This is a genomic window from Streptosporangium sp. NPDC006013 (assembly GCF_040614275.1).
In the GTDB taxonomy this organism is placed as follows: domain Bacteria; phylum Actinomycetota; class Actinomycetes; order Streptosporangiales; family Streptosporangiaceae; genus Streptosporangium.
Window position 1 is genome coordinate 1 of record NZ_JBEXUE010000037.1, and the last position, 22,928, is coordinate 22,928.

At 67.9% G+C, this 22,928-nt stretch carries 15 protein-coding genes; 6 read left to right on the forward strand and 9 right to left on the reverse strand.

Annotated features, from left to right (window positions below):
* Positions 1-106 precede the first annotated feature (106 nt).
* Positions 107-1,708: a penicillin-binding transpeptidase domain-containing protein gene (locus ABZ260_RS08590; RefSeq protein WP_355614487.1), complete on the reverse strand. Its 1,602-nt coding sequence runs from the start codon at positions 1,706-1,708 to the stop codon at positions 107-109.
* Between the two features lie 214 nt (positions 1,709-1,922).
* A complete protein-coding gene (locus tag ABZ260_RS08595; RefSeq protein ID WP_355614490.1) occupies positions 1,923-2,720 on the reverse strand; it encodes a PIG-L family deacetylase in 798 nt (265 codons plus the stop codon).
* A gap of 513 nt (positions 2,721-3,233) precedes the next feature.
* Between ABZ260_RS08595 and ABZ260_RS08600 the strand changes: the two genes are divergently transcribed.
* Together ABZ260_RS08600 and ABZ260_RS08605 are read left to right on the forward strand one after the other, a co-directional pair.
* Entirely contained in the window at positions 3,234-3,527 is a 294-nt protein-coding gene (locus tag ABZ260_RS08600) for a hypothetical protein (RefSeq protein WP_355614493.1), read from the forward strand.
* A gap of 183 nt (positions 3,528-3,710) precedes the next feature.
* A complete protein-coding gene (locus ABZ260_RS08605) occupies positions 3,711-4,922 on the forward strand; it encodes an IS110 family transposase (RefSeq protein ID WP_355614496.1) in 1,212 nt (403 codons plus the stop codon).
* A 274-nt stretch (positions 4,923-5,196) separates the two neighbouring features.
* Here ABZ260_RS08605 and ABZ260_RS08610 read toward each other — a convergent pair whose 3' ends face one another.
* Genes ABZ260_RS08610 through ABZ260_RS08640 form a run of 7 tightly spaced genes read right to left on the reverse strand, consistent with a single transcriptional unit; the run spans position 5,197 to position 17,013 of the window.
* Positions 5,197-6,417, reverse strand: coding sequence for a cytochrome P450 (locus ABZ260_RS08610; RefSeq protein WP_355614499.1), 1,221 nt, complete (start codon positions 6,415-6,417; stop codon positions 5,197-5,199).
* 11 nt (positions 6,418-6,428) lie between these two features.
* Complete coding sequence (locus tag ABZ260_RS08615; RefSeq protein ID WP_355614502.1) at positions 6,429-12,086, reverse strand: amino acid adenylation domain-containing protein; 5,658 nt, start codon at positions 12,084-12,086, stop codon at positions 6,429-6,431.
* A 36-nt stretch (positions 12,087-12,122) separates the two neighbouring features.
* Positions 12,123-12,935 (reverse strand): hypothetical protein, encoded by an 813-nt coding sequence (locus tag ABZ260_RS08620; protein WP_355614505.1) that lies wholly within the window; start codon positions 12,933-12,935, stop codon positions 12,123-12,125.
* Positions 12,935-13,951 (reverse strand): DUF1839 family protein, encoded by a 1,017-nt coding sequence (locus ABZ260_RS08625; protein WP_355614508.1) that lies wholly within the window; start codon positions 13,949-13,951, stop codon positions 12,935-12,937. The genes ABZ260_RS08620 and ABZ260_RS08625 overlap by 1 nt, the downstream gene beginning before the upstream one ends.
* A complete protein-coding gene (locus ABZ260_RS08630; protein WP_355614511.1) occupies positions 13,948-14,607 on the reverse strand; it encodes a hypothetical protein in 660 nt (219 codons plus the stop codon). Before ABZ260_RS08630 ends, ABZ260_RS08625 begins: the two co-directional genes overlap by 4 nt.
* Before the next feature lie 13 nt (positions 14,608-14,620).
* Entirely contained in the window at positions 14,621-15,820 is a 1,200-nt protein-coding gene (locus tag ABZ260_RS08635) for an aminotransferase class V-fold PLP-dependent enzyme (protein WP_355614514.1), read from the reverse strand.
* Positions 15,817-17,013 carry a hypothetical protein gene (locus ABZ260_RS08640; protein WP_355614516.1) on the reverse strand — a complete coding sequence of 399 codons (1,197 nt, stop codon included), beginning with the start codon at positions 17,011-17,013 and terminating at the stop codon, positions 15,817-15,819. The genes ABZ260_RS08635 and ABZ260_RS08640 overlap by 4 nt, the downstream gene beginning before the upstream one ends.
* A 463-nt stretch (positions 17,014-17,476) precedes the next feature.
* Here ABZ260_RS08640 and ABZ260_RS08645 point away from each other — a divergent pair, with 463 nt between their 5' ends.
* Genes ABZ260_RS08645 through ABZ260_RS08660 form a run of 4 tightly spaced genes read left to right on the forward strand, consistent with a single transcriptional unit; the run spans position 17,477 to position 22,926 of the window.
* Positions 17,477-18,556, forward strand: coding sequence for an AIR synthase related protein (locus ABZ260_RS08645; protein WP_355614519.1), 1,080 nt, complete (start codon positions 17,477-17,479; stop codon positions 18,554-18,556).
* A 39-nt stretch (positions 18,557-18,595) separates the two neighbouring features.
* Positions 18,596-19,894 (forward strand): DegT/DnrJ/EryC1/StrS family aminotransferase, encoded by a 1,299-nt coding sequence (locus ABZ260_RS08650; RefSeq protein WP_355614522.1) that lies wholly within the window; start codon positions 18,596-18,598, stop codon positions 19,892-19,894.
* Positions 19,875-20,957: a holo-ACP synthase gene (gene acpS / locus ABZ260_RS08655; protein ID WP_355614525.1), complete on the forward strand. Its 1,083-nt coding sequence runs from the start codon at positions 19,875-19,877 to the stop codon at positions 20,955-20,957. The genes ABZ260_RS08650 and acpS overlap by 20 nt, the downstream gene beginning before the upstream one ends.
* A complete protein-coding gene (locus tag ABZ260_RS08660; protein WP_355614528.1) occupies positions 20,950-22,926 on the forward strand; it encodes an amino acid adenylation domain-containing protein in 1,977 nt (658 codons plus the stop codon). Before acpS ends, ABZ260_RS08660 begins: the two co-directional genes overlap by 8 nt.
* Positions 22,927-22,928 lie beyond the last annotated feature (2 nt).

The following is a 22,928-nucleotide window of genomic DNA, read 5'->3' on the forward strand; positions in this document are numbered from 1 at the left end:
CGACGGCGGCCGCCACATGTCCGGGCTCACGCAGCCCGCAGATCTTCACATACACCCTCCGTACGTTAGCCCGTTCTCCGCCCATGGCCGGTTGCCGCCTCTGTCGTCAAAGGGCGTTCAGGAACCTCGCGGCGATCGGCGCCGCGATCGCGCCCCCGGCTCCGCCGTGCCGGACGAACACCGCGAAGGCCAGGGAGCCCCGGTAGCCGATGAACCAGGCGTGGTCCTCTCCGTTCTCGACCTCGGCGGTACCGGTCTTACCGGCGGTGTCCGGCGGGAGGCCCGCCCCGGCGGCCGTACCCCGGCTGACCACGGCGCCCATCATCGTCCGCAGGCCCGAGGCCACCTCATCGCCCAGCGGCACCGGCGACGGCGAGTCCGCGGGGGGCTCGGCGGTCGTGATCGCGGGTCTCCACACGCCGCTCGCGACCGCGGCGGCGACCTCGGCCATGCAGAGCGGGCTGGCCTGCACCGAGTTCTGGCCGATGGCGTCGGAACCCAGCTGGTCCGTGCTCTCGTACGGCTGGATCCGGCAGGAGCTCAGCCCCGGCTTCTCCCGGAACCCGAACCGGTCCGCCGCCTCGGCACGCAACCGGTCGTCGCGCAGCCGCTCGTACGCCTGCTGGGCGAAGGTGGTGTTGCAGGAGAGCGCGAAGGCCGTGGTGAGGCTCACGGTGCCGTGGTCGACACCGTCGGAGTCGGTGAAACTCCGGCCGTTCGGAATCGTGTAGCCCGCCGGGCAGGCCATCTGCGACTCCGGAGTCATGCCGTTGTGCAGCAGCGCGGCCGCGGTCACCACCTTGAACGTCGAGCCCGGCGGGTAGAGGCCGTTGAACGCCTCCATGCGGCCCAGCCCGTCCGCCACCGCGCGCACCTGGCCCGTCTTGATGTCCACCGCCACGATCGCGGCGGGCTGCCCGACACCGTCCAGGGCGCGGGCGGCGGCGGCCTGGACCGGCTGGGAGATCGTGGTCTTCCTCCCCGAGGGCGGCCGGGGCGGGGAGGCCAGCAGCACCCGGCCGGAGCTCTCCTCCTCCAGCTTCACATCGAGGACCGTGTCGCCCAGCCCGGTGAAGTAGTCGCCCGCCCTGCTGTCGCGGGGGAACGGCACCCCCTCGCGGGTCAGCGTGGCCGGGCGCCGGACCTCCGTCTCCTTCAGCACCAGGCGCCCGCCGTCCTTGAGCGCCGGGTGCATCGTCTCCGGACTCCAGAGCACCTTCCAGGTGTCCGCCCGCATCACCAGGCGCAGGACCGAGGTGAACGGCCAGCGGCCCAGCCCCGCGACCTCCCTCACCCCGGTGAAGGACAACTCGGCCGCCTCGCTTTCACGGTGCAGCTCGCCGGGGGCGAGGGAGGACAACGAGGCCCGCAGGTCGGCGTCGAACCTGCGGTGCCGGTCGGCGAAGTCGGCCGGGGGGTCGGCGACCAGGTCCGCCATGGCGGCGAGGTCACCGGCCTGCCAGGCGGTGAGGTATCTCGCCCCGGCCTGCGCGGGACCGTCCTGCGGGTTCGGTGCGACCGGGGTCGGTGTGACCGGTGCCGGATCGGACAGGGTCAGCCTCGGGTCGGGCCGCGGCTCCTCGGTGGGCGTGGACCGCGGCGACGGCGAGGCCACCACGGCCCCCGGTGCCGCCATCACCCCGTACACGCCGAAGGCGACGATCGCGACCGCCGAGGCGGCCAGCACGAGGAGCCGTCGATCCCGCATAACCGTTTACTCCCCTGGGTTTCCACGGTTGCTCACCAGCGAAAAGATCGTAAAGGTGATGACCAGTGGCGAACCAGGCTTTTCTCGACTTCGGTACCGGAGCGTGGCTGGCGGAGACCCCGAATCCTCGCCGGTTCCGCGACAGTCGCTCCGGCCGAGCCCGCGGCTGGAGATCGAGGGTCACTCGACCGGGTGAACGTTTCCGGCCGGCGCGCTAACGGAGACCGTCGAAGAGGTCGTCCTCACGGTCGGCTGCGGCCGGGACGCGGTTGAGCCGGCGGATGAAGGACTCCTGCGCGAACGCCCGGTGCTGGGCCTCGGCGGGCATGCGCAGCAGGAAGATGTTCTCGCCCTGGCTCGCGTGCGCCTCCAGCGCCTTGCGCTTGCGCTCCACCTGGTCCGCCACGTCGACCACGGTGGTGATCTGCTCCTCGGGGACGCCGAAGTCGTCGGGAAGCTCCAGGTCCTCGGGGGCGGCACCGGTCGAGCGGAGATAGGCGAACATCTCGGCGATCCGCTCGCGGGGCACCGCCGTGTAGTAGAGCTTGCCGGGAATCCCGCTGGCCTCGGTCGCGGCGACCGCGATCCGGTGAGCCTGGATGTGGTCGGGATGGCCGTAGCCGCCGTTCTCGTCATAGGTGACGACGACCTGCGGGCGATAGCGCTCCATCAGCGCGACGAGCCGGCCCACGGCCTGCTCGAACGGAATGTTAGCGAAGGAATCCAGTGCCTTATTGGCGGCCCAGCCGACCATGCCCGAGTCGCGGTAGCCGAGCAACTCCAAGTGGTCGATCCCTAGATGAGCCACGGACTCGCGAAGCTCGTCCAGCCGCCGCGCGCTCACCGCCGCCTCGTCGTGGCCAGGATCCCCCGGCTTCACCCCGCCGGGGCCGTCACCCTGCTCACCATTCGTACAGGTGACAAGGACGGTGCGGACGCCCTCGTCTGCGTACTTGGCGAAGACACCCCCCGTGCCGAGCACCTCATCGTCGGGATGGGCGTGAACGGCCATTAACGTCAACTCGTTATCCATGAGTTTCGACCCATTCGTAAGGAACAGCCTTGCAGATCGGCCCACTCTACGGCGACCACCGGGGAGCCGCGATTGATAGGCGGCGCACCGGAATCAGCAGGCGCCCTCAGCCCTGATGCAGCCGACCGGCAGTAGCCGGTCAGAGCACCGGGGCGACGTCTAGATCATGCAGGATTGAGGAGCGTTAACAACCGTGTCACCGGCGTGACCTGTCGCGCGGATCTTCGATATAAGCAACACTGACGCGTTCGCTTTCACCGTCAACATGCCCTTGACCAGCAGCCAACCAGAAGACCGCCCCCGCCTCAGCGGGAGCGGCCTGGGGAACACACGTGTCGTAATCCTATGCGGGGCCGCGTCTACGCCCGCGACACAACCTCTCCAAGCAGGCCCACAGCTGGCCGCGGGAACCATCTGGCCTGCCCACGACGTCCCGGACGTAGTCGTCGAGGAAAGAGGAAAACCGTGAGCACGTCCGCGGCGTGAGTGGTGTTGAAGCCCGCCGATCGACGCGACCTCGGTGAACAGCTGCTGGTCTTCAGGGTGGGCGACCTCTCCGGCCAGCCGCGCCAGGATCGGCAGCCGCACCTCCGCATCCTGTTTGTGCACACCGAGCGTGTCCGGCGACGCGACAGCGGCCTGCCAGCCGCCGACATCCTCAGGCAGGCGGACCCGCGCGTCGCAGTCACCGACCCGCGCAATCGCCAACGTGTTCGTCATCACGCCCGTTACCTTTTGATCGTCCCCGATGAGAGTCGGGGAGCCAGGTCACCCGGCCCGGCATGACTGATTGCCCCTGTCGTTTCGATGATCCGGGGGGTGTTGTCACCGGGCCTGGTGGCGTCGGTGGACCGCTAATAGGGACAAGGCGCTGTCTTGTGACGAAGAAGATCGTCTCGCCGTAACGTGGATGCCGGCTGCCGTCGCCAGATCTGTGACCAGGCCAAACCCCCGAACTGGAGTACTGGCATGAGCGTCGACTACGCGGTGTTCGTCGGCTTAGACGTGGGCAAGGGCGAACACCACGCCTGCGCCCTGGACCCTCGCGGCAAGAAACTTCACGATAAGCCCCTGCCCAACGACGAGCAGCGCCTGCACGCGCTGTTCGGCAAGCTCAAGACCCACGGGCCAGTACTCGTCGTGGTCGACCAGCCCGCCTCCATCGGCGCACTGCCCGTCGCCGTGGTTCGCACCGAAGGCTGCCAGGTCGCCTACCTGCCCGGCCTGACCATGCGCCGCCTGGCCGACCTGCACCCCGGCAACGCCAAGACCGACGCCCGTGACGCGTTCATCATCGCCGACGCCGCTCGCACCTTGCCGCACACACTTCGACGTGTTGACGCCGGCGACGAAGCCCTCGCCGAGTTGGAGGTTCTCGTCGGATTCGACGATGACCTGGCCGCCGAGGCGACCCGGGTGACCAACCGGATCCGCGGACTGCTCGTCACCATCCACCCAGCGCTGGAGCGGGCGCTTGGGCCGCGCCTGCACCATCCCGCCGCTCTGGAGCTCCTGGCACGCTTCGGCGGCCCGAACGGCCTGCGAGACGCCGGACGCGAGCAGTTCCTGACCATCGCCCGGCCACTGGCTCCACGCATGGCGGGCCGCATGGTCGACGACGTCCTGGTCGCGCTTGAAGCCCAGACAGTCGTCGTCCCCGGAACCAGCGCGGCCGAGACCGTCCTACCCCGCCTGTCGCGATCGCTACGAAGCGTGCTCGACCAGCGCAGACAGGTCGCAGCCGAGGTAGAGGCGATGCTTGATGCCCACCCTCTCGCCAAGGTCCTGATCACCATGCCCGGGCTCGGGATCAGGACCACCGCACGGCTGCTGCTGGAGATCGGCGACATCTCCGCCTTCGCCACCCCCGGGCACCTCGCCGCCTACGCCGGGCTCGCCCCGGTGACCCGCCGCTCCGGTTCTTCGATCAAGGGTGAACACCCGCCCAAGGGCGGCAACAAGGCACTGAAACGGGCCATGTTCCTCGCCGCGTTCGCGTCCCTGTCCGACCCCGAAAGCAGGGAGTACTACGACAAGAAGCGCGCCGAGGGCAAGAAGCACAACGCCGCCCTGATCTGCCTCGCCCGTTGCCGTTCAGACGTCATCTACGCCATGCTCCGCGACCGCAAGCCCTACCAACCCCGCCGGAAGAACCACACCCGAAAGCCCGCGGCCGCTTGACGAACTACCAGGTCCTGGCCGCGCTCCAGGACCTCATCCGCGCATGGACCGGCGTGTGCCCCACCTGCCACCGCGACATACCCGCCGCAGCACGGCCAGAACACCACCCACCAGAACAAACCTAACGAAGTACTACTAGCCCGCCTTGAACTGGCCGAACTCGCCCTGGCCTCATGAACCTGAGTTAACCAGCAGGATCATCTGGAGGGCCAAAATCGGGGCTTGGCTTCGATCAGCACAAGGAGAGTCACGGTTCTCGCCGTATGCGGCTCGGTCAGGTGGTCGGTCTGAAACGGACTGGGAGGCTGCTGAAGCCTCCCAGCAGGTTCGAATAAATGGGGCGAGGCGCGCCAAGCAGTTCGATGCCGGTCACCAACTCACGTAACCAGGCTAGCATCGCGGTGATCTCGACTCGGGCCAGATAGGCACCCAGACAGAAATGCGGGCCGTGCCCAAACGTGAGGTGACGGTTCGGACGTCTGCCGAGGTCGAAACGGTCTGGGTCGTCGAACGCGCGCTCGTCACGATTGGCCGAGGTGTTCCACAGAGTGATCCGGTCGCCTGCGCGTACGGCCTCACCGCCGATCACGGTGTCCACTGTGGCCGTGCGACCGAAATGCATAGTCGGGCTGGTCCAGCGCAGCACCTCCTCCACCGCGGTGTCCATCGAGGCCGTCCCCGCGCGCAGGGCCGCCCACTGGTCGGGGTGGTGGGCCAGCGCGTGGACCGCGCCGATCATCGACAGGCGGCTGGTCTCGTCGCCGCCCAGGATCAGGCTGTAGCAGTTGAAGACGATCTCCTCGTCCGACAACGGACGGCCGTTGATCGCAGCGCTCGCCAACGCGCTGACGACATCATCTCCCGGATGGGCTCGTCGGTCCGCAGCAAGCCCCAGGAAGTACTGGAGGATCTCGTTGCGGGCCGTCCACGCCTCCGAGAAGCCAGCCTCTGGGTCGTCCGAGCTAAGCGCCTGTTTGTTCAACCCGAACAGGTGCTCTCGGTCGGTCGGTGGAACCGCCAGCAGGTCGCAGATCGTGTTCATCGGGATCGTCGCGGCGACGTCCTCGGCGAAGTCGAACTCTCCGTGCCGCACCACCTCCGCCATACGTCGTCCGGTCTCCGCGTGCACGGCGGCGGCCACCCGGTCGAGCGTGCGTGGTGAAAACGCCCTGACGAGGACGTTGCGCAGTTCGCGATGCCGGAGCCCGTCGGTGACCGCGAGCATCTTGCCCGCCGCCGAGTCGCCGCCCTGAAGCAGGGTGGTCAGGACATTGCCGTACTGGGAGCAGAACCGTTTGCCGTCCCGGTACACCTCCATGATGTCGGCGTATCGGCTGAGGACCCAGAAACCCGGACCGGAGGCACCGGCCGGATGCCAGTACACCGGTGTGCTGGCGCGGAGTGTACGCCAGTAGGCGTACATATCGTTGACAACGAAACTGGCGGGATCCGTAAGGTCGATGTATCTGGGCTCCACAGCCTGCGGCTCGCTCATGCCGGTTCCCTTCACCGCAGATCGACATGTCCGATGGGCATGTCGGGATTCTCGACGCCGGCACGCATCAGCCGGACGAACTCTGCCGCGAACCCTCGGACGGTCGCCGGTTCGAACAGGTCGGCACTGTATTCGAAATAGCCGTCGATCCCGACGGGTTCCCCATCCGGGCCGCGGCGGTCGTGGCCCAGCAGCCACAGGTCGAATCGGCCTGATCCGGCCCCCGTGAAGTGCAGCTCCCCGGTGAGCTCGGGAAGGTCTAACACCTGGTCGGGGACATCGACCAGCGACATTCCCACTTGGAAGAGTGGGTGATGGTCGGCGGCGCGAGCCGGGTTCACCTCCCGCACGACGAGACCGAAGGGGAACTCCTGGTTGTCGTAGGCGGCCAGGTCGGCGCGGCGTACACGGGCCAGTAGTTCATCGAAGGTCGGGTCACCCGAGGCGTCGGTGCGCAGCACCAGGGTGTTGACAAAGCAGCCGACCAGGTCGGAGGTCTCCTCCGACCGCCCCGCGACCGGTGTTCCCAGGGGGATGTCGCATCCGGCTCCGCGTCGATTCAGGAGCGCGGCGAAGCCGGTCTGCGCGAGCATAAAAAGAGTGGCCTTGCGTGAACGTGCCAGCCTCAGCATCCGTGCGTGCAGCTCACGGTCGATCGTGAACGGCTCTACGTCTCCCGTGTAGGAGGGTGTCGGTGTCCGCGGCCGGTCGGTGGGCAGTGGCAGCACGTCGGGTAGTCCCGCGAGGTTGGCGACCCAGAAGTCGCGCTGCCGAGTGATGGTCTCGTCGGGTTCCCTGCCGTCGCCGAGCAGGGCGTTCTGCCAGAGCGCATGGTCGACGTACTGTGCGGGCAGTTCCGGCCAGTGCGGGACCGCACCTTCGGATCGCGCCGCGTACGCGGTGGCGAGGTCCGCGCAGAGCGGGCGCAGCGACCAACCGTCGCAGGCGACGTGGTGCAGGACCAGCAGCAGGAGATGATCGTTTTCGCCCAAGAGGAACAGCCAGGCACGCATCGGTTGTTCGGTCGCCAGGTCGAAACGGTACCGCGCGGCCTCGTCGATCACCGTGGGAAGGTCGGCCGCCGAGACCGTTCTGAGATTGAGTCGTGGGATCGCCTCCGACGGCTCCAGCACGTGTTGGTAGGGCTCGCCCTCCTGATCGGGCAGCAGGGTGCGCAGCGGCTCGTGCCGTGCGACGACATCGGCGAGCGACTGACGCAGGGCTCCCAGGTCGAGCCGCCCGGTGAGCCGAACTGCGAGCGGAACATTGTAAGTCGAGCTCGGCCCCTCCACTTTGTACTGGTACCACAGTTGATGCTGGGCGAACGAAAGCGGTGGTCTCGCGGGGCGCTGCCCGAGACTCAGCTTCGGCCGCCTCTTGCCGCCCGGCCGCAGTCGAGCAGCGAGTCCGGCGATCGTCGGCGTCTCGAACAGCGCGCTGAGCGGCAGTTTCACCCCAAGGGAGTTGCGGATCCTGCTGGTCAGGCGGAGAGCCAGCAGGGACTGGCCGCCCAAATCGAAGAAGCCGTCGTCCACCCCGACCTCGGGGAGTCCTAGGACCTCGGCGAACAGGTGATGCAGCACCTCTTCCCGCGGGGTGCGCGGGCGGCCGGTTCCACCGAGGACGGGGATGGGCAGCGCGGCACGATCGATCTTGCCGTTAGCGGTGAGTGGCAACCTGTCGAGCATCACCACAGCGGGCACCATGTAGTCGGGGAGTTCTTCCCGCAGCAGGTCCTGCACCGAGGTCACGAGTGCGGCCAGGTCGTCCGCGTCGGCCGGGGTCGTAGCGTGCCTTTCCGGAGCCGATTCTCCCTCGTCAGATGACAGGCGATAGGTGCCCGACGGGACGGCTGAGGCGGCAAGGTCGCGGTCGGCGAACAGAACATCGAGCCGACCAGCGGCGGTCGGCGACCAGGTCACGGCGGTCCACAGCCTCAGGTCGTCACCGAGCTGGTGGAAGTCCTCCACGTCGGGCGCGGGCGGAAGCTTGTCGGAGGCGCTCGATTCGCCCCACAGATCGGAGGCGGCGTTCAGATCCGCAGTGAGGCGGGCGTTGGGGACGCTGCTCACCCGAAGCTGCCCGAGGCGGTGCTCCGCGAGGTGAGAGCGCAGGTCGTCCAAGTCAACGACATCCTGCCCCCAGGTCAGTGATGGTACGTCGTCAAACGCGAGGACCTTGGCAGGTTCTTTATGGAGTACGACCTCGTACCGGTAGCACGACAGTTCGTTGTGATGACGGCCGCGCTTGAGCCGGATGTCGATGCCTGTGACGCCCGGCAGACTACGGGCCGTCTGCCCGAAGAACTCCGGGTCGAGCAGCAGTTCCTTCTCCAGCAGGATGCTCTGCTCGACAGTCCGCCGCAGAGTGTCAGGTGCCATGGCACCACCGTCACGGCGGGTCCCGACGGCGCTGTGAAAGCAGCGGAGCAAACGGGCGATGCGCACGTCTCCGATGAACAGTGAACCCCCTGGCGCGAGCAGGTCGACACAGCCCCGCAGCACCTCCGATAGGTAGCGCGCGGATGGGAAGTACTGGACGACCGAGTTCAACACGATGGTGTCGAACCAGCCTTTGGGAAGTCCGTCGAAATCGCAGGCGGCCTGTTGGCGCAGGGTCACCCGCGAGGCGAGGTTGTCACGGGTGCGGACCTGCCGTTCCAGACCAGCGATCACTTCGGCCGAGAAGTCCGTGCCCCAGTACGCCTCGCATCGGGCCGCGAGCTTCGCGAGCAGAAGCCCGGTGCCCACCCCAATCTCCAGGACCCGCTTCGGGCGCAGGGCGACGAGTCTGTCCAGCGTGGCGTCGCGCCATTCGCACATTTCCTCAAGCGGGATCGGTTCGCCGTCGTAACTGGAGTTCCAGCCTGTGAAGTCCTCTCCCAGGGTGACGTCCGGCGACCCGCCGTACAGCGATTCGTAGATTTGACGCCACTCGTCGACCCGGTGTCCGTCTCCGGCTCCGTCGGCGCGCGCAGCGGTGTCGGGCACGAGGTAGGCGACCAGCCGACGGTCGCCCACGCCCACCGGGCGCGCCACGACGGCGGCGTGCGCGATGCCGGGATGCCGGAGAGCCGCCGACTCAATCTCACCCGGCTCCACCCGGAATCCGCGGACCTTCACCTGGTCGTCGACACGGCCGACGAACCACAACCGTCCCGAGTCGTCCCACCGACCGAGATCACCTGTGCGGTACACGAGCTCCTGCGGTCGGATCAGGTCGGACAGGAACCGCTCGGCGTTGAGCTCAGGCCGACCGAGATAACCCTGGGCGACACCAGCGCCGCCGATGTAAATCTCGCCGACGGTGCCAGGAATGACCGGCCGCAGTTCCCGATCGAGGACGTATACGCGGGTGTTGTCCATCGGCCTGCCGATGGGCACGGCTCCCGTGGGCGGTTCGGTGATCGGGTGGCAGGTCGCGAAGGTGGTGGTCTCCGTCGGCCCGTAACCGTTGACGACGGCGAGGTCCGGGCAAGCCGCCATGACGCGGCGGACGGCGTCCGGAGACACGACGTCTCCGCCGGTCCATACTTGCTTCACGCCGCGCAGGCAGTCGGGTTCCTCGTCAGCGATCACGCTGAAGAGCCCGGCGGTCAGCCAGAGCGCGGTGATCCTTCCGGTGTCGGCCAGGCGGCGGAGCACGGCCGGGTCGACCTCCCCCGGCGGGGCGACCACGATCCGGCCGCCGGTGAGCAACGGTACCCAGATCTCGAAGGTCGAGGCGTCGAAGGCGTGCGAGGAATGCAGCAGGACCCGCTCGTGCGCGCTGGTGGCGAACATGCGGTCCATGGCGAGCGCGACGATGTTGCGGTGGGTGATCGCCACGCCCTTAGGCCGCCCCGACGAGCCGGAGGTGTACATCACCTGTGCGGGCCGGTACGGGTCGCCCGGTGGGCGCGGCGGAACCCCCGGCGGACCGGGTTCGTCGGCGCGCAACGTGGTCAGGCAGGCGTTCGTCACGAACGGGTGAGTGGCCGTCGAACGGTCGACCACCAGGACCTCGGCGCCACCGTCCTCGACGATCATCGCCATCCGGGACGCCGGGTAGCGGGCGTCCAGCGGAACATAGACACCGCCGGACTTGGCGATCGCCAGGACGGCCGTGACCAGGTGCGCCGAGCGGGGCAGCAGGACGGCCACCGGCGTGCCCTCGCCGACCCCGGCCGCCGCCAGCCCACACGCCAGGGCCGATGCCCGCTCGTCGAGCTCACGGTAGGTGAGCTGGCCATCGTCGTCCTCGACTACCACAGAGTCCTGCCGGTCGGCGGCCACCTTGCCGAACAGTTCGGGGAGCGTGAGGTCGGGCAGCGGCCGGTCGGTAGCGTTGAACTCGGTCAGGAGCAGGTGGCGTTCCGCCTCGTCGAACAGGTCGAGGTCCGCCGGGCGCAGGTCCAGACCGTCCTCGACGATCCCGGTGAGCAGCCGCGCGAAGCGGCGATGGTGGTCCTGGACCTCCATCTCGCCGTACAGGACGGGGTTGGCGTCGAAGTCGACGCGCAGCCCGCCGTCGAGTGTCTCGTAGCAGACCACCGACAGGTCGTCGACAGGCATGGTGGACAGGTTATACGCCGCCGCCCGGCGCCCGCCGAAGACGTACGACCGGTCCACCGGAATGAAGTTGACCAGCGGACCGAAGAACCGCCCGGGTTCACCCCCCATCGTCTCGCGGCGCAGGTCCTCGCCGCGGTAGCGCTGATGCTCGCGCAGTTCCCGGAAGCCCTGGTTGACCTGGTCGGCGATGCTGCGCCAGGTGTCCTCGGCGTCGATCCGAATGGGCAGCGGCAGCACGTTGGACGCCATGGCCGGAAGCCACCGGCTGATCGGGGTCGCGCGGCCGGTGGCCGAGAGGCTGAGAACGATGTCGCCGGTGCCGCGCACCCGGCCGAAGTACACGGCCACCGCCGCCGTGAGCAGCCGGAACCACGTCGTTCCGGCTGCTCGGGCCGTCGCCCGCAGCCGGTTGGCCTCTGGGGCTGAAAACCAGGTGCTGTGGCGTAGAACGGTGGGTGAGACATCGGCCGCCCAGCTGCTGGGCCGGGTGGTCTCCAACAGGTTGGCCAGCCTGCCGATCCAGTGCGCCCGGTCGGCCATGCGCAGTGGTGAGTCCTGGTATTCGCGATCCTCGCGCAGGAACTCCGCGAACGGGTGGAACGGGCCCCGCTCAGGTAACTCACCGGTGAGTTCCCGGGTGTAGAGGGAGGCGACCCGCCGCATGAAGAGGTTGCACCCGGCACCGTCGATGATCAGGTGATGGAAGACCAGGAACCATATGGTCCGGTTCAGCCCGAGCCGCAGCAGCGCGAACCGGAACAGCGGGCAGGACAGAACGTCCATCGGCTCGGCGGCTCGCTCGCGCATCCATGCCTCGGCAGCGGCGAACTGGTCCTCCCGGTCAGTGAGGTCGACCATGGTCAACTCCCATCGGGGGGACGGGTCGATGCTCTGCCACGGAGAGCCGTCCGCCGATCCGAACCGCGCGCGCAGCGCTTCGGCCTCGTCGAGCGCATGCTGCAGTGCCCGCTTGAACGAAACGGGGTCGATCGGCCCCTCGATGTCCACGTATCCGCTGATCCGATAGACACCGCTGTCGGGGTCGGCCTGCTGGGCGAACCATACACCCAGCTGAGCGGCCGACAGCGGTAGACGTTCCGCGGGTGTTGCAGCCATTTGACGTCTCCCCTCCAAGCTGTGCTGTGCGGCTCGTTACCTGCGGCCGGCCTCGGCGACCGCGTCGAGCACCACGCCGGCGACCGTCGGGTCGGTGAGGAGGTCGGCTCGCGCGAGCGGGAAGCGCTGGTGCCGAGAGAAGTCCGCTTCGTCATATACGTGCTCCTTCGACAACAACACCAACTCGCCGTCCTGTTGGTTTTCGTTCTCCGACCACGCCTGCGCCGAGGCCAGCAGATAGGCCAGGTAGGCGTCGAAGCGGGTGCGCAACTGCCGAACGAGGGTGTCGTGCAGCCCCAACCGGGCACCGGCTGCGGCAACGAGTCCGGTGTATTCCTGCGACAGCGTCGTGGCGAGCGCCGTCGGAGGCTTGGTGGTCCTTCCGGCCGCGGCGAGCGCGCTCTTGGCCTTCTGTCTGGCCCGACCCACCGTTCCCGGCGGGAGCTGAGCGGTGAGCGAGTCCGTAGCGGCGTGGAACGACCAGTAGAACGTGTCGGGGATGACCGGACTCGGGTCGATGATCATGACGGGCATGGGGCTCTCCGCCGCTGCGGCGCGGGCGATCGCGCGTGCCAGGCCACCACCGGCGCAGTAGCCGATGACTCCTCGGGCCATCAGGCCGTGCTCGGCGAACTCGTTGTCCCACCGGCGCACTAGTTCCGTCACTGTCAGCGCGGCGGCGAAATCGGCCTGCGGCGGTGGGAAGACCAGTTCGATGAGCGAAAGGTCCGGCAGGTTGGCGGCCAAGCCGGCGAGGTTCGCACCGGTCTGCCCCGTGTCGAAGTTGACGCCAAGCAGCACCTCGCTGTCTCGGCGAGCGCCCAGATAACGCCAGTCGGTCAGGGTCATCAGGTCCTCTCTTCTCCGCCTCGGATCTCGCCGTCCAGGACACTTCGCAGACACCGTTCGGAGTGTTCCCATGCCTCGGCCATGGAGGCGAGCAGCGCCTCGCCCCGGTGCGGCCGACCGGCCCGAGCCGCACGAGCCGACTTTAGGATCAGGCGTTTGGCGTCCTGTGAGATGCGTTCGCACGCTTCGGCTGCCGCTTCGAAGGCTCCATGGTGCGCCCTGGTCAGCCATCGCAGGTACCGGCTCTGCAGCGCGCTCGCCGCTCCCAGCTGCCGGAGCGTGCTGAACGCGTACCCCTCGAAGGCGTCTGGACCGTGCGCGGCGAGGTCGTCGATCTCTTGGGAGAAGGTGGCGGCGAACCGCGCCACCGGGTTGTCGGCCGCTCGCCGCGCGACGTGCCGTCCGAGCAAATCGGTGCTCAGCCTCATGAGGTCGTCGCTGGTGCGGCGGTGCAGCCGCGACAGTCTGACCGCCTCGATGTAGGGCGGCATCGTCTCGGGTCCAGGCGCGTGCCGCCCGGTTCGGAAGATTCCCTCGGCGTCGGCGGGTTCGGCCAGATAGCAGCCGTTATTGTGCAAGTAGGTCGCCGTCTTCGCCGCCGGGTCGATGCCGACGACGGCAATGGTCGTCTTGCGGTGCCGCTCCCGATAGGTGCCGGGCACGTCCCTCAGGTAGTGAGCGTCCACCTCTAGCACCGGGACGCGGCCCAAGCGAACCTGTGTGGCGCAGTGGTCGAACAACGACCGATAGGCGGCCAGTTCGATCACTTCCACGCCGTACAGCAGGTCGAGGTCCTCGAAGGGCGGTTTGAAGAACGTCCACTGATCTCCTTCGAAGTCGATAGCGACCGTGAAAGCGAGCATGGGGTAGGGGTCGGCGCCGAGGCCGTGGAGCAGTTCGATCCACAGATCGGTGTAGCAGTTGGTGTCGATCCAGTCGTTCTGGTCGTCAATGTGGAGCGGGTGCGGGTTGTGTCCGCTGAGCGGTGACCGCCATGCGGCGACCGACAGGCTCATCGCGCCCGCCGTGATACTGGATGCCTGGCTGGCAGCGAGCCGAGGAGCTCGGTAAGGATAGTCCGTGACTCCTTAAGCAACTCAGTGTTGGCGAGCAGTCCCACCCGCTGCTCCCAGTCCGCGTTGTTGGGCATGCCGAGCAGTTCGGCGGCACGGCTGCGCAGATAGTGGGGCATGAGCTCGTGGCTGATGGGGAAGAACTGGCGGCCCGACGTGGTCGTCTCGATGATGGCGTAGCCCTCGGTGTCGCAGCCGTACGCAGCGACGTCCGACCAACATCTCCACGCGGTGCGCTGGGTCAGGCCGCTGGCCAGCACCAGGTCTCCGCGCAGGGGGAGCAGGTGGATGTGGGTATGGTGACAGATCCGTTCGGCGGGGTTCAGCCTCAGGCAGTGGCCCGTACGGCCATGCTCGAACATCGTGAACGCCCCGAACCTGTTCAGGTACAGCTCTCGCAGGCGCTCGGTCACCTCGTCCAGTTCCTGGGACAGGGTCTTGGGTAGGTCGGCAGCGGACGGATAGTGGTCGACGGTACAGATGAGGGCGTGCCCAGTCGTGAGCGGGGCGAAGTCGGGAAGGGCGAAGAGCCCCTCCCCCCGCCACAGGATCGTGTCCAGGTCCCGGCAGAAGACGCATCCATCGATTCGTTCGGTCACAAGGGCCCCTCGCTCAAAGTCGTCGGCCGGAGGACGCCGGCCGCATTGTTGCCGTGCCGTTCCTCGCCGGAAGGCTCCGCGCCAGCGCCGCCACGTCGGTGATGCCCTCGATGGCCGCCTTGACCTCGGCCTCGGTGTTCAGGTGCGACAGGCTCATGCGCACTGTCCCCCCGGGCGCGGTGCCCAGCGTCTCGTGTGCGAGGGGGGCGCAGTGCAGGCCGCCGCGGACGAGGATGTCGTGGCGTTCCTCAAGCAACGCCGAGGCGTCGCTGGCGGACAGCCCCGCGAAGGTTATCGACACGACGGGGGTCGGCGACTCGGTCGAGGGCCAGCCGTGCCAGGTCACCCCTGGTACCTGTCGTGCCCCGCTCATGAGCAGGTCGTAGAGGTCGCGCTCACGTAGCCTGATGCGGCCCGGATCCTGCTGTCGAAGAACGCGGGCGGCGGCGCCGAGCCCGACGACGCCGGGCCCGTTCGGTGTCCCCGACTCCAGTGCCCAGGGCAGCCACCGGGGCTGGTCGCGCAGTTCTGTGCGTCCTCCGGTACCGCCCCGTACCAGGGGTCGGATGACGACCCGGTCCGAGACGTACATGCCGCCGGTCCCCTGCGGGCCGAACAGCCCCTTGTGTCCCGCGAAGACCATGACGTCGGCGTCGTCAACATGGACCGGCAGGTGGCCCACGGTCTGTGCCGCGTCCACGACCAGCGCGGCTCCGTAGTGTCGAGCCAGGGCGTGCACCGGTTTCAACGGGATCACCGCGCCCGTCACGTTCGATGCGTGCGCGACAGTCACGACCCGCACCCCGCCGCGGGCTAGCTCGGCTTCCAGCCTTTCCAGGTCGAGCGGCGAGTCGGGTGCCGGAGGTACGACGGTCCACGACACCTCACGCGCGGTGAGCGCGTGCACCGGGCGCACCGTCGAGTTGTGCTCAAATGCCGAGGTCAGCACGCGGTCTCCGGGTCCCAGCAACCCATTCAGCGCGGTGTTCATCGCCGTCGTCGCGTTGACCGTGAAGATCACCCGGTCCGGTTCGTCGCCGCTCAGCAAGTCGGCCACCGCGCGCCGGGCGTCCCAGATCGCCTCCTCCGCCGCACGGGCCGGCCTGTGCCCCGACCGGCCGGGGTTGCCCGCGGTCTCCAGGTACGACTGCATTGCCGTCACGACGACGGGCGGCTTGGGCAGTGAGGTCGCCGCATGGTCGAGGTAGATCATCGTGCAGCCTCCGGCTCGGCCATTGCAGCGGCGTAGGCGGTGCGAACCGCGGCCTGCCGGTCGGGGTCCAGCGGCACCAGTCCCGGTCGCGTCAGCTCCATCGACTGGACAGCACCGGCCAGCATCAGCGACCGGGTGAGCTGGAACCTCTGGGCGGAGATCGGCTCGCCGGTCCCGTAGAAGTTGACCGGGAACCCGCCCGCCGCCAGCGTGACCTGGCCGGGGAGCGAGCCGATGGTGTAGTGGTTGGCCCAGGGGCGCGCCGGATCGTCGCCGTACACGATCGCCTCGGCACGGCGGTGCTCCCACAGGCCGAACTCGATGTCTGAGGAGGCTCCGTTGACCAGCAGGATCGGGTGCGTCGGCACAGTCAGGAAGCTGGAGTCGAGAATCTGCCCCCCGGTGCATCCAACGAGAATGTCGGCCTCCCGGACCAGGGTGTCGAAGTCACGCAGGGCGAAGCCGCCAGTCCGGGCCGACTCGGCGTAGCCAGGCTCCTTTTCGTGGACCAGGACGTCGAACCGGCGGACCAGCTCGCCTGCCAACCGGGCGCCCATTCGGCCGTATCCGACGATTCCCGCGCGGGTCGCGGTGATACCCAGTTCGTTCAGGACCGTGTCCAAACCCTCGATCATCGAACGCGCGACCAGGGGCCCCTCCAACGACGCCTTTGCGTCCGACCGTGCGACATCGACGACCGGGAACGCCACTTCGGCCTGGTCGACCCAGCGCGCGCCGCGGGTGGTCTGCTCGACAACGTGACTGCGGCGGGCGAGTTCGGGGAAGCGGGTCAGCGCCTTGGTCGCCACCGCGCCCTCGTCGAGCACCAGCAGGCGCTCCATGACCGACGTGGACTCCAGTTCGGCGAGGACCGTCGTCACCTGCCGGTTCAACTCGATCTCGTAGCTGTGCCGCGGGTCGGTCATGCGCTGCGGATCGACGACCCGGACTCCGCGCTCGTGCAGCCCCTCGACCGCGCGCGGGCGCGTCGAGTACGACTTGCCAACCACGGTAACGTCGGCGACGCCCGCGCCGCCGAGCAGGAGCGCGTCGACCAGCGGAACAATCGACGAGTGCAGGTGCTGCACGCAGACGACGTGCCAGCCCTTGAAGATCGCGGCGTTCGACTTCGCCGCCGCCGACAGTGTCTGCGCTAGTACTGGAAAATCATGCAGAAGAGCGAATGAGTTCATTTACCATCAACTTCCGCATCGAAGAATACAGAGGCGGCCTCTTCGCATTCGCCCCCCATTGAACACCCGCAATCGCATCGTCGGGCTAATTCAATCTTCCTGGAACTTTAACCTCCAGCACCATGACTGCCAAGAGGCAATGACGTACTCCAGGCACGGGGCCGACCACCGTGACATTCTGAGCTGGGGGGTTGAATCCGAAAATGCGAAAGTAGCCCATCTAGAAACGTGGCCCGATCGACAGCCGAGTCCAGGAAACTACGAAAGTAGCACCGCTCCAACACCGGAGATTTCCATTCACTCTTGACGATGCCGACCCGGCGCGTCCTACACTCACCGTTGTCGGCCGCTCGACTTCTGCCAGGGAACCTATTTACTGGCGATGCATGCTGGCGACACCCGCTCCAACATCCCGTTGTCGTCGACACTCGAGCGTCTACCGCTTCCACAAGAAGGGGAATAAATGAAGAGCATCCGGGATCTGGGAGAGAAGCAATTCATCCGGCAGGCGCTCTCGCGGTACGCGCTGACGGCGCGGCTCGATGCACTCGACGACTGCGTGGTCCTGGACCCCGAACGGGTCTTCGGTGCTCCCGGCCTGCCCTGTGTCGTCTACTCGATGGACCACCCCTCCCCGATCGACCGGCCCCTTCCCGACGGCATGCACTGGCGGTACTTCGGGCGATGGGTGGCCGCCTGCGTCGCCAACGACGTCCTGGCGATGGGCGCTCGACCCCAGGGCTTCGCGCTCGACCTGGCGATGCCGGCCGACACCGAACTGACCACGGTCAACGAGTTCTACGAGGGCCTGCATGACGTGCTCGATGAGTACGGCGCGCAGATCGAGGGCGGCAATATCGATATCAACCGCAACATCGAGATGGTCGGAATGTGCTGGGGGACGGTGACCCCGGAGGGCATCATCCGCCGCCGAGGGGCTCGACCTGGCGACCGCGTCGCGGTCACCACCGAACTCGGCGTCGGCTGGGCCAGCTACGTCCTGCGTAAGCGCGGCCTGTTCGACGAGCTCGACCCCGCGACCCGTGCTGAGTTGGAGGAATACAACCTGCTGCCCTTGGCGCCCCACCGCGCGATCATCGAGGCCGTACGCCGCGAGCCGGGCGCCATCACCTCCGGCATGGATATGAGCGACGGGCTCGTCGAGTTCCTCTACACCATCGGCGAGACTAACGGCCTCGGTGCCGCCCTCGACGAGGGCCTTTTCCCGGTGCCGCCCGTACTGGCCGAGAGCGCCAAACTGCTCGACGTCCCGCCCGCGCTGCTGGCACTGGAGTTCGGGTTCGACATGCCTCGCAGCCACGGCTACACCGTTGACCCCGCCTGCTGGGACGCCGTGGCGGAAATCTTCGCGACGGCCGGGACACCGCTGTTCCCTATTGGCACGGTGACCACCGAACGCCGGGTGGTCCTGAATCACAGCTCCGGCAAGGTGTCGGAACTGCCGCAGTTCTGGGACGACAAGTGCGACCGCGACGATGTCATCGAACGGTGGGAGGGACTGGTGACACGCCTGCGGTCCTGACCTGAAGACCCCAACCGATCGACGAAGAGGAATCGGAACATGCCCGGAACGCACTCTCTCGCCCTGTTCGGCGGCTCACCGGCCGTCACTGGCCAGGTCTTCTACACCTGGCCGCCGATCCCCGATGAGGATGCCCGCCTGCTGACCGATATGACCCTTCGCGGCGAGCTGTCCTACTACGGGCGCGAAGGGCACGTCGAAGAACTCGAAGACAAGTTCGCGCAGTACATCGGAGTGCCGCACGCACTGGCGACGAGCTCCGGGACCACCGGACTGCACTCAGCGTACTTCGGGCTCGGCCTTGCCCCCGGCGACGAAGTGCTGGCCCCCACCTACACCTTCCTCGCCACGGTGACCCCACTGTTCGTGGTGAACGCGATTCCGGTGTTGGTCGACGCCGACCCGCTTACCGGTAACATCGACCCGGCCGATCTCGAACGGCGCATCACTGACCGGACTCGCGCCATCGTGGTGACGCATCTATGGGGCAACCCGGTCGACATGCCCGCGGTCATGGACGTCGCCCGCCGCCACGGGCTGAAGGTAGTAGAGGACTGCTCGCACGCGCACGGCGCGGAGGTCGCGGGGCGGAAGGTGGGGGCGTTCGGTGACGTGGCCGTCTTCAGCCTCCAGGGCAAGAAACTCGTCTCAGCCGGGCAGGGCGGCATCCTGCTCACCGGCGATCGCGAGATCTTCGAACGCGCGGTGCTGCTCGGACACTTCAAGGTTCGCGCGGAGCAAGAGGTCGAGAGCGCCGCCTACCGACCGTACGTCGACACCGGGTTCGGACTGAACTACCGGATGCACCCCCTCGCGTCCGCACTGGCTAACCGTCAGATGGATCGCCTTGAGGAGTACATCGCGGGTCGCCAGCACAACCTCGACTACCTCAGCAAACTGCTCACCGAGATCCCCGGTGTGCGTCCCCCAGCGGCGGGCCCCCACGTCGACCGGCAGGTCTATTACACCTACAAGCCGACCTACCTCCCGGAGGAACTCGACGGACTGCCGATCGAGACGTACGTGCGAGCGCTCCAAGCCGAGGGCGTACCAGTGGAACAGTACGGGGCGATCCCCTTGCACCAGGAGAACATCTTCCAGGGCGACGTACCACCGCTGGTCAGTCACGGCGACCCGGCGCGCTTCTCGGGCGATGGTCACCGACGCCGTTACCAGAATCGCGATCTGCCCAACGCCGAGTACTACGCGCGGCACCTGCTCTCACTTCCTCCCTACACAGACCCGGCCCGGGAGCTGATGGACCAGTTCGCCGTGGCGTTCCAGAAAGTGGCCGATCACCACCACGAGTTGCGCCGCCATGCCAACGGTCGACGGTGAGACCCCCGCGCCGCCACCGGTGGTCGTGGCGCACGGCTCCGTCCTGGCAACCGTCGGCACCGACATCGTCCGAATCGCGCGGGTAGCGGAGTCGCTCAGCCGCTTCGGCGAGCGCTACACGACCAGGATCTTCACCGATCAGGAGCGGAGGTACTGCGAGGCACGGCCCGTCGCGACGCGCGCCGCGTGCTACGCGGCTCGGTTCGCCGCGAAAGAGGCCGTCATCAAGGCGCTGGGAATGGACAATGCGATATTCACCGACATCGAGATCGTCCGCAGTGCCTCGGGCGCGGTCGGGGTGGAGTTGCATGGCGCGCCCGCCGCGCAGGCCCGGCATCGCGGACTGGCGGAACTGGCGCTGTCGATGTCCCACGAGGACGAGTACGCGATCGCCACCGTGACCGGGGTGGGAATTCCCGAGGAAGGACCGTTCATGCATGTGTCGTCAGTGGACACGGTTGGATGCCGGCTGCCGCTCTTGGAGCGCGGCCAGGCGTTCACCCGCATACGCGCGATCTTCGACCATGAGTCCGAGCAGCAGGGCCGGGTGCGCAACCTGACCCGGATCACGGCGCACTCCCCCGCCGTATGGGAGGCCACGACCAAGGCGCTCAGTCTCTACGCGCGGCTGCGCCGGATCGACTCCGGGCTCGTGGATCTGCTGTGCCTCTACACCTCGTTGCTCAACGGTTGTCGTTACTGCGTGGACGACGCCGCAGGCGAGGCGCTGACCAGCGGGTGGACGCCGGAGGAACTCCTGATGCTGGGAGACTCCCACCTGACGGCATACCCGCCGCCCGTGGCCGCCGCGCTGCGTTTCGCCGCGGCCCTGACCGCCGATCCGCACAGCGTCGATGACCCCATCGTCACCGACCTGCGACAGCACTTCGATAACGAGGCGATCCTTGAGATCAGCTGTGTGGTCTCGATGAAGAACTTCTGGAATCGGCTCGCTACCGGTCTACGCATCCCGCCTGAAGGAAAGTGCGGTGACCCTGAGCTGCTGGAACGGCTCATGGCGCTGCCCAGGCAACGGCTTTGGGAGGCTCGCGCCGATGACTGACCGACAGAGCGCGGCACGTGACCACTGGCGGAGGCTCGTGGCGGACGCACCACCAGTGTCGGGGCCGCCCGTCGACCGTGCCGCGCAGGCGCGGGAGCCCAGTCCGGTCCCCGAATCCTTCCTGGTCGAACTGCCGACCGGGCTGTCGCGGCGGCTACGCGACCTGAGCGATCGCGCGGGGCTGTCCCCCTTCGCGGTGCTCCTGGCCGCCTACCAGACGCTGCTCCACCGGCACGCCGCCGTCGAGGACCTTCTGATCGGTTCGTCGTCCATGGTGTTCCGGTCCCGCGTCGGGGCGGGAACCTCGCTGCTAGATCTGGCGCGAGAGAACGACGAGCAACGACGGGCCGCCCTACCGCATAGCGACCACCCATTCTCAATCCTCTACGACGAGGACGATCGGACACCGGTCTACCGGGCCACGTTCGCCCATGGCGACGCCCCCATGGCAGCGGATCTCAACGACGCCGACCTGGCTATGGCCCTCACTGCCGCCGACGAGCGCCTCACGGTCGGCTGTGTCGTAGACGCCGGACGGCTCGGTTCCGGCGCTGCGGAGAGTTACGCCCGCCGCTACGTGAGGCTCCTGGAAGCGGGGCTCGACGACGCCGACCACCCGATCGCCCGACTGCCGTTGCTCGACGACGCCGAACAGCGCGCGCTGCTGGCCCTGGGCATCGGTACGACGGTCCCCCTCCCGAAGCACCCCGCACACACGCTGGTCGAGGACCAGGCCGAACGCGACCCGCACCGAGTCGCCGTCGACGCTCACGACGGCACGTGGACCTACCGGGAACTCGACCGCACGGCGAACCGCGTCGCCCGCCTCCTGCGTGGTGAGGGCGTCCGCTCCGGCGATGTCGTGGCGGTGAGCCTTCCCCGGTCAGGGCTGTTGGTGGCGGCACTGCTGGGCGTCTTCAAGGCCGGGGGCGTCTACCTGCCGCTCGATCCGGGCTATCCCGAACACCGGTTGTCGTTCATGCTGAGCGACTCGGCTGCAGCTCTGGTGCTGACCGACACCGACGGGTCAGACACGGTCTCCGATTCCCCGTTGGTACGACGGCTACCCGTCGACCGGGCGCTCGCCATGGACGACGCCCCGGTGACGCCGACGGCCGGCGCGGCTGACGCGGCACCGGCCTACATGATCTACACCTCGGGGTCGTCCGGCCGCCCCAAGGGCGTGCTCGTCGGCCATCGGGGCTTGGTCAATCTCGCCCAATGGCAGCGTGACCACTTCGGCCTCGGCGCCTCCAGCGTCGTACTACAGTTCGCGCCGACGAGCTTCGACGCGTCCCTGTGGGAGATCTTCATGGCGCTCGGATCCGGGGCGCGGCTGTTCGTACCACCACCCGAGCCACCGCTCAGCGGATCCGTCCTGACCGAGACTATCGTGGGCGGCGACGTGACGCACGTGACGCTGCCGCCGTCCGTCGCGGCCACGATTGCGCCGGACGACGTGCCCGGCCTGACCGACCTCGTCGTGGCCGGGGAGCAGTGCCCGGCGGCTCTGCCCGGTATCTGGGCGTCGCGTCTGCGCCTGTACAACGCCTACGGGCCGACGGAGACGACCGTCTGCGCGACCGTCCACCGCTGTTCGCCGCAGGAGGGTGTCCCTCCCATCGGCGGTCCACTACCCAACCTCCGGCTGCGCGTCGTCGACGAGCATCTCGTCCCGGTTCCCCCGGGTGCCCCTGGCGAGTTGATGGTCGGTGGGCCAGCGGTCGCGCACGGCTACTGGAGGCGACCCGAGCTGACCGCGCAGCGCTTTGTCACCGGCGCCGGTTCCGGCGACCGCTGGTACCGAACCGGCGATCTGGTCCGCTGGAACCGGGTCGGCGAACTGGAGTTTCTGGGCCGTCTGGACGACCAGATCAAGTGGCGCGGTTTCCGGATCGAGCCCGACGAGATCGCCGCCGCCCTACAGACCCATCCCGGGGTCCGCGCCGCCGTCGTCGTCCTGCACTAGCC

Excerpts from the sequence above, each read along its gene's own strand:
- ABZ260_RS08635 (WP_355614514.1), bottom strand. The coding sequence starts at position 15,820 with ATGATCTACCTCGACCATGCGGCGACCTCACTGCCCAAGCCGCCCGTC.
- ABZ260_RS08625 (WP_355614508.1), bottom strand. The coding sequence starts at position 13,951 with ATGAGCCTGTCGGTCGCCGCATGGCGGTCACCGCTCAGCGGACACAAC.
- ABZ260_RS08590 (WP_355614487.1), bottom strand. The coding sequence starts at position 1,708 with ATGCGGGATCGACGGCTCCTCGTGCTGGCCGCCTCGGCGGTCGCGATC.
- acpS (WP_355614525.1), top strand. The coding sequence starts at position 19,875 with ATGCCAACGGTCGACGGTGAGACCCCCGCGCCGCCACCGGTGGTCGTG.
- ABZ260_RS08650 (WP_355614522.1), top strand. The coding sequence starts at position 18,596 with ATGCCCGGAACGCACTCTCTCGCCCTGTTCGGCGGCTCACCGGCCGTC.
- ABZ260_RS08605 (WP_355614496.1), top strand. The coding sequence starts at position 3,711 with ATGAGCGTCGACTACGCGGTGTTCGTCGGCTTAGACGTGGGCAAGGGC.
- ABZ260_RS08610 (WP_355614499.1), bottom strand. The coding sequence starts at position 6,417 with ATGAGCGAGCCGCAGGCTGTGGAGCCCAGATACATCGACCTTACGGAT.
- ABZ260_RS08595 (WP_355614490.1), bottom strand. The coding sequence starts at position 2,720 with ATGGCCGTTCACGCCCATCCCGACGATGAGGTGCTCGGCACGGGGGGT.
- ABZ260_RS08645 (WP_355614519.1), top strand. The coding sequence starts at position 17,477 with ATGAAGAGCATCCGGGATCTGGGAGAGAAGCAATTCATCCGGCAGGCG.
- ABZ260_RS08660 (WP_355614528.1), top strand. The coding sequence starts at position 20,950 with ATGACTGACCGACAGAGCGCGGCACGTGACCACTGGCGGAGGCTCGTG.
- ABZ260_RS08620 (WP_355614505.1), bottom strand. The coding sequence starts at position 12,935 with ATGACCCTGACCGACTGGCGTTATCTGGGCGCTCGCCGAGACAGCGAG.
- ABZ260_RS08640 (WP_355614516.1), bottom strand. The coding sequence starts at position 17,013 with ATGAACTCATTCGCTCTTCTGCATGATTTTCCAGTACTAGCGCAGACA.
- ABZ260_RS08615 (WP_355614502.1), bottom strand. The coding sequence starts at position 12,086 with ATGGCTGCAACACCCGCGGAACGTCTACCGCTGTCGGCCGCTCAGCTG.